Origin of the sequence: Oscillatoria sp. HE19RPO (assembly GCF_024220515.1) — a bacterium.
GTDB lineage: Bacteria > Cyanobacteriota > Cyanobacteriia > Cyanobacteriales > Laspinemataceae > Laspinema.
In genome coordinates, this window is sequence record NZ_JAMXOT010000472.1 from 1 (window position 1) to 6,535 (window position 6,535).

Annotated in this window: 6 protein-coding genes; 5 read left to right on the forward strand and 1 reads right to left on the reverse strand. The window is 48.2% G+C overall.

Translation table 11 applies throughout. From position 1 onward, the window contains the following. Positions 1-522: 522 nt before the first annotated feature. On the forward strand, positions 523-1,983 hold the full coding sequence (locus NG833_RS29740) for a mechanosensitive ion channel domain-containing protein (protein ID WP_254568874.1): 1,461 nt from the start codon (positions 523-525) through the stop codon (positions 1,981-1,983). A gap of 289 nt (positions 1,984-2,272) precedes the next feature. Beyond that, complete coding sequence (locus NG833_RS29745; protein ID WP_254568875.1) at positions 2,273-2,503, forward strand: DUF433 domain-containing protein; 231 nt, start codon at positions 2,273-2,275, stop codon at positions 2,501-2,503. Between the two features lie 208 nt (positions 2,504-2,711). On the opposite strand, the gene NG833_RS29750 is transcribed toward NG833_RS29745, so the two are convergent. Continuing rightward, a complete protein-coding gene (locus NG833_RS29750) occupies positions 2,712-4,280 on the reverse strand; it encodes a photosystem II high light acclimation radical SAM protein (protein ID WP_254568876.1) in 1,569 nt (522 codons plus the stop codon). Positions 4,281-4,639: 359 nt separating this feature from the next. On the opposite strand from NG833_RS29750, the gene NG833_RS29755 reads away from it, so the two are divergent. The 3 genes from NG833_RS29755 to NG833_RS29765 all read left to right on the forward strand — a co-directional run bounded on the left by NG833_RS29755 (position 4,640) and on the right by NG833_RS29765 (position 6,398). Next, positions 4,640-5,032: a DUF1830 domain-containing protein gene (locus tag NG833_RS29755; RefSeq protein WP_254568877.1), complete on the forward strand. Its 393-nt coding sequence runs from the start codon at positions 4,640-4,642 to the stop codon at positions 5,030-5,032. Between the two features lie 219 nt (positions 5,033-5,251). After that, positions 5,252-5,692, forward strand: coding sequence for a DUF4079 domain-containing protein (locus NG833_RS29760; RefSeq protein ID WP_254568878.1), 441 nt, complete (start codon positions 5,252-5,254; stop codon positions 5,690-5,692). Between the two features lie 166 nt (positions 5,693-5,858). Beyond that, positions 5,859-6,398, forward strand: a complete 540-nt coding sequence (locus NG833_RS29765) for a hypothetical protein (RefSeq protein WP_254568879.1) — start codon at positions 5,859-5,861, stop codon at positions 6,396-6,398. Positions 6,399-6,535: the final 137 nt, after the last annotated feature.

Sequence of the window (6,535 nt, forward strand, 5' to 3'; positions counted from 1 at the left end):
AACAAATAAATCATCCTTGCTTTGATGCGATCGCACCTAACAAGGCTCTTTTAGCCCGCGCAGGCACCGCTTTGTCCGTGTAGCCCCAGGCTTGAGCCTGCGGGTTTTTTGAAGGTTTTATTTTTTGGAGTTCCCTTAGCAGCTCATTCGGGTCAAAAACCCCAGTTTTTGACCCCGGGACCTCATCGCGAACCCATCTGGTGAGAATTTGCGGAACCTAGACCGATGTACAGCAGACTAAGGAAAGGACTTTCAACAACCTCCGGAATTCTGGCCTAATTCCCGATCGGTGTAGAAGAATCGAAGCACAATGGGAGCAAATCAGACTCGGTTCAGGATAGAGATAGCAACCACGGCGAACCCCTCCCCCAAACAGAACCCTAGGGCGATCGCTCAGTGGATAGTTTAGACCATGACGCAGCGCTCAATCCATCAGAGGACCTAAAAGCGAGTTCAACCCTTGTTTAGCCTCTTTCCCCGACCCTATAGTAAACTAGCGATTGTTCGCTCCATCCCAGATCAATGAATGAAGCGTTAAAAAGAATAGCAGCACAATCCCTTTCCTGGTTTACCGCTCCAATTCCCATCGGCAACTATTCAGTTTCAATCAGTGCAATCTTGCAACTGATGATCTGGGTCTTTATTGTTCTGTTCCTATCCCAGGGCCTCAAGAAATTCCTAAAATATCGGCTTCTCGTTAGGCTAGGAATTGACGAAGGAAACCGCGAAGCAATGGCAACGATTATCAGCTATAGCAGTTCCATGCTAGGTCTGATTATTGTCTTGCAAAGTACCGGATTTAACCTCGGTTCTCTACTCGTCATTGCTGGAGGTTTAGGGGTTGGGATTGGTTTTGGACTTCAGGAGGTAACTCGAAACTTTATCAGCGGTCTGACCTTACTGATAGAACGAAAACTCAAAGTGGGAGATTTTATAGAATTTGACGGAATGTCAGGTTATGTCAAAGAAGTTTCCCTGCGATCGACCCTGATCCGGACCCGTGAGGGGGGTGATGTCGTCGTTCCCAACAGTAAACTCGTTGAAAATAAAGTGCTCAATTGGAGCTACGACTCTTATCACGCTCGGATTCAAATTCCCGTGGGAGTTGCCTATAACAGTGACACGGTTTTAGTTACCGAAACCCTCTTAAATGCCGCTTATATGGAACCGGCAGTGTTGCACGACCCTCCCCCCAAAGTCATGTTTAAAGATTTTGGGGATAATGCGCTTAACTTTGAACTATGGGTTTGGGTTAATCGAATTGATCGCGAACCGTTTATTCGGAGTGCTTTAAATTTTATTATTGAGTACAATCTGCGCCAAAACCAGATTACAGTCCCGTTTCCTCAACGGGATTTATGGATTAGAAATGGAGAAGATTTAAGCCTACTGGCGAGGAAAAAATTCCAACAGAATGGCCACAGTCCGGAGAGGATACCGGAGCCTGTAGCGGTTGCTACCTCGAATAAGCCGTTATCACTGAAAGATTTGCTGCGGCAGGTGACTTATTTTCAAAATTTTACGGACCTCGAATTAAGACAACTCATTGAAATTGGGCATCGCAAACGCTTGTATCCCTCGCAGGTTTTATTCCATGAAGGGGACCCGGGAGATGCCTTTTATATCGTGTTGTCCGGTTCCGTGGAGGTGTTTGTGGAAAAAATTAATAAGCATCTGACTAACCTGGGGGCCGGAAAATTTTTTGGTGAATTGTCTTTAATGTTAGGAATTCCCCGAACAGCATCGGTACGCGCCTTAGAAGAAACTATTTTGTTTACGATTCATCATAATGCCTTTCAAAGCATCTTACGGGAGCATCCCGAGTTGGCTGAAGAAATCGTTAAGGAATTATGTAAACATCAGGAAGAATTAGCCCAGCGGCAACAGCAATTACGAACAATGGGGTTGTTAGATGCTACAGAAGATGATAAAAATCCGGTGGTTTGGGTGAGAAAGCGACTGCAAAATTTGTTTGGCCTATAGGTTGGGTCCAGGATGGGTGCGATCGCCTCCCTCCGAAGACTGCGATCGCCCTGACCCCTCTGGGATACCAGCAACCCGCGAAGAGTTGGGGCGCTCCAGGATGACTCTGCCAACCGGAAGAGTCTAACGAGATCCAAAATCTCCCAAAAGTGGGAGTTTAAATCTTTACAATAGCTTTATTAAAATAAGAGTAAAGGGGGGAGACAACCCTAAAGAAATTACCTATAATTAGAATGGAGTTTACCCGGTTATGGAAGAAAAAATGAATTGGCCCACCTGCCTAAATCCAATGACTAGAAAACAGGAATCCAAGCCGAACGGAACGACCGTGCAATTGGCGGAGTTCGTCCTTGAGCTGTATGCTGCGGGGTGGACGCAACAGCAAGTATTCGGCCAATATCCTCAAATTACCCCCGACCTCGTAACCCGAGTCTTTTCCTTAGCGGCACTCTTATGTGTTAGAGAAGAGGTCCTCTCTCAACTGTCCGGAGTACCGGAATCCAGATTATTAAACGTATAAGCTATCCTTAACAGCACAGCATCAATATTTTTTCCAGATAATTTTTAATGTGGGGTTACTGTTGAACCCGGTCCTCGCCACTCCAGGTAGGAGCTTTTGAGCGAGGTCAAGTCGGACTATGATTAATTCAAGAGTGCCACAAATAGAGCGATCGCCCACTCAAGACATAGGCGGGGCTTGAACTCCCCGCCATCTTTGCTAACTGACATCAGACTGTAGCAAGCGCCTGGGATGACTGAGGCATGGGCGCTGATAAAGCCTCTTCTAACTCCGCACAGCCTAAGCGTTCTTCTAAAATTCGCATCACTTCCCGTCCGAAATCATTGGGATTGCGCTGCCATGCCTCCAGACAAACCTCCCCAAAGAACGACCCCAGGGGTTCCGGATTCCAGAGTAACTTTCGGGCCGTCCAAGGCATCAAGCTCATCGGGTCATAACCGGGTTTAAGAATATTTTCCTTAAACGCATACTCTTCTAAATGGGTATGGGGTTGTAACCCGATAAAAAATATCGCCGGTTCTACCTTATCTTCCCCAAAAATTCGTTCGAGTTCGCGATGATAGGCCAGGGTTTGACGAATTGTTTGATATGTTTCATCAATGACATTAAACGAATAATTCACCGACACCAAATCATTAAACCCTGCTGCCTTCAAGTCGCGACAATTTTGCAGAACCACTCGCAGGTTGTAACCCATCCGCATCTTCCGGACCAGTTCTTGGGAACCGCTGGTAATCCCAATTTCAAAATAATTCATCCCGGTTTTGACCATCAAATCGCATAATTCCGGGTTCAAATTGTCAGCGCGGATATAGGCGGCCCAATGGATATCTTCCATCCCCGCCTCAGAAATTTTTTGGAGTAACTCGATCGCATCATTGATATAGCGACGCGCCGGAATAAATTGAGCATCGGTAAACCAAAAATTGCGGATGCCGCGATCGTACAGTTGACGCATTTCCGCCACCACTTCATCTGCCGGATTAATCCTAACCTGCTTCCCTTCAATGACCGTATAAACGCAGTAACAACAGTTATGGGGACAACCGCGCTTGGTTTGGACGCCGATATAAAAATCTTGGTCTTGTAGATAATATTGAAACTCCGGCCATAACCGTTCTATGTAGTCATAATCACAAGCGGTTTTCTCAATTTCTGTGGGTTTTTCATGGATCAGGCGATCGCGCGGGGTCGTTTCCCCCACCACATAACAGCGTTCATCCTGAAAATCCTGACCCCGCAGATATTTTTCCAGGAGGACCTCCCCTTCTCCCACGGAGATAATCGTCCCCTGGGGTAAACTGCGCCCGAGTTGTTCATAGAAAACGCTCACCGCACCTCCCCCCACAATCGCCCTCGCTTCGGGGTGATAGGTTTGAGCGCGTTTAAGTCCCCGCTTGACTAACCCCAGATTGCGCCAGAGTTCACCATAATAGGCCGTAGTGATTCGCAGTCCCCCCAGGGCACCCCGGAGTTTAATTAAGGGATTGCGCGCATAGTAAAACTCAAAAGCGTTTTGCAGGGGATTACCGCCGCGTCCACCGACGGGGGCGTAAATCTGAATATCCCGCCAGGAAAAAACCAGTAAGGTGGGTTGAAAGCGATCGATACAGGCATCAAGGGACCGGGCAAAGTCCAGAGGGGGGACCGTTCCCATATCAAAAATCTGCTGTTCAACTTCGGGAAACAGCTTGTGAACGAAATCGGCTAGATAAACGACACCGATCGGGAAGATGGGATTGCACGGGAGGCGAACGTAGAGGATGCGATTTTCCATCTTGGTAGCGGGGAATAGGTTTTACAAAAAAGCGGTTCATATAACTTCACCATATCATCAGCCCTGGGAATTTGCAGGATCAAGGGGGCAATTCCGTCACCCCAGGGGTCCAATGTCGCCGGGGCCTAATTCAAGATGACCCGAACCGGGAACACCCTGAGCAACTCGGAAAAAACCTGATGATAAGGGGGATCGATAGGTCTCATCAGCATAACTTACCCCCCCCATTTTCTATTTTTAATGAAAAAATTGACTAGATTCTCTTCAGTTGGTAGTCGCGTTTACAGCTTGCGGGGATCGGCTAGTGTTAGGGTTAGAGGGTATAAAGTTTTTTTGGGAAAAAACTCCTCATAAAGGTTATGGCTCAAATCCTCGATCCCATTCCGTCTGACGCCCACGGTCAAATTCTGTGCTGCTATGTCAATGCGACAAGTAAAATTCAGATTGCTCGGGTCAGTAACGTTCCCAACTGGTATTTTGAGCGGGTTGTGTTTCCGGGTCAACGTCTTGTTTTTGAAGCGTTTCCAGAAGCCCTGTTAGAAATTCATACGGGGATGATGGCTAGTGCTATTTTATCCGATAAGATTCCCTGTGGACGCCTCAGAGTCATGGATGAGAGCGATCCCACTCCACCCGCTCCTGCACCAGAGCCGGAGCAAATGCCCAAGCGTAGCCCTAGAAATTCCCCCCTTGATAATAAAGGGATCGTCTTGAGCGATCCATTCTCAATGACCGCTTTAACCTCGGTTTAATAAGATGAAGATAGGTAGGATTTGAGGGTTATTCGTGTTAATAACGCGACCACCCTCTATCATTTAATAAGTTAGGTCCTGGGCTGAAAAACCAGGAATCAAAAATAAAGGATCAAAAATCAGGGGGCTTGCACCTCTCCCGGTGAATGGGTGTTAGGGTTAAATTTGACTGGGATGATTATGGTCAACCAGTTAGGCCACTGTTTAGGATAAAAGTTTGTGGATCTGCCTTCTTTCCTCTGGTTGTGGAAAATCGCAGCCTGGTCAATGGGTTTTTCAATACTGGCTTACAGCTTACTCGCGGTGAGTGGGCTGTGGATGTATGGCGCTCGCCTCGGGCGTAAACCCCGAGGACGAATTTTGGTGCGATCGCTCCACTATGGTCTCGGGATCACCCTCGTGGCCCTAGTCTTGCTGCTCTTGGCTGTCGGGATTGTAGGGACCCTGGGACATTATGGCTCCCTGGGTCATTCCGTCCATTTAGGGGCGGGATTGTTAGTGGTGGGACTGGTCCTGCTATCAGCCTGGAGTGCGAATCAGATTGCGCCTGGGCGTCCCTGGGCGCGATCGCTTCACATCACTACCAATGCTATTTTATTTGTGGCACTCGCCTGGGTATCCTGGACGGGTTGGACCGTGGTGCAAAAATATTTACCTTAATACCCTTAATCTGTTAGAGGCGATCGCGCCTTGGGGAAAATGCTCCTAAAATCTAGGTAAACTCGAAGCGAGTGAATTTTTTTTAAGAATAAAAAGGGTCGTGTCAATAGAACCAATCGGCGATCGCGCTGAACCTCCAACTGAACCTCCAACTGAACCTCCAGGGATAGAAGTCCGGGAATTTCGGATTTCTCCCCTGATTCGAGTCACCCTGTTGAGCTTATATCTAGCCCTGACAGTGCCTTTACCATTTTTGTCAGAAGCAACCGGCGCACCGATTTCTCCAGGAGTGCTCTGGGTTGGACTGGCAATAGGGGCGGTGGCAGTGTATGGGGCGCTCAGTGAACGGGCGATCGCCAATGCGGAAGGCATTCAAGTCACCTATCCCCAGTGGGTTCCCCGGGGTGTCCGTAAGGGCTGGATGTTGCCCTGGGATCAGGTAGCAGCGCTCAAACCCCGCACCACCGGACAGGGGGGACTCGTGTATTATTTTGTCAGTAAATCCGGCCAAGGGTATCTGCTGCCGATGCGGGTTGTCGGATTTTCCGAGTTGGTCAAAATTGTAGAAGCAAAAACAGGGATTGATACCCGGGATGTGCGTCCATTAGCCCAACCTTGGATGTATTTTATTTTGCTGGGATTTACCCTGCTATTGTTGCTGATTGATGCTTGGACGATCGCCACCGCAGTGACCCTGGGCAGTTAGGGTATTCCAACAAATAAATCATCCAAATCCGAGAGTTAATGACTATAGAATACTCTTGTAGCCCGCGCAGGCACCGCTTTGTCCGCAAGTGCCCCAGGCTTTCTAAGCGGAACGCTACGCGAACAGCCTGCGGGGTT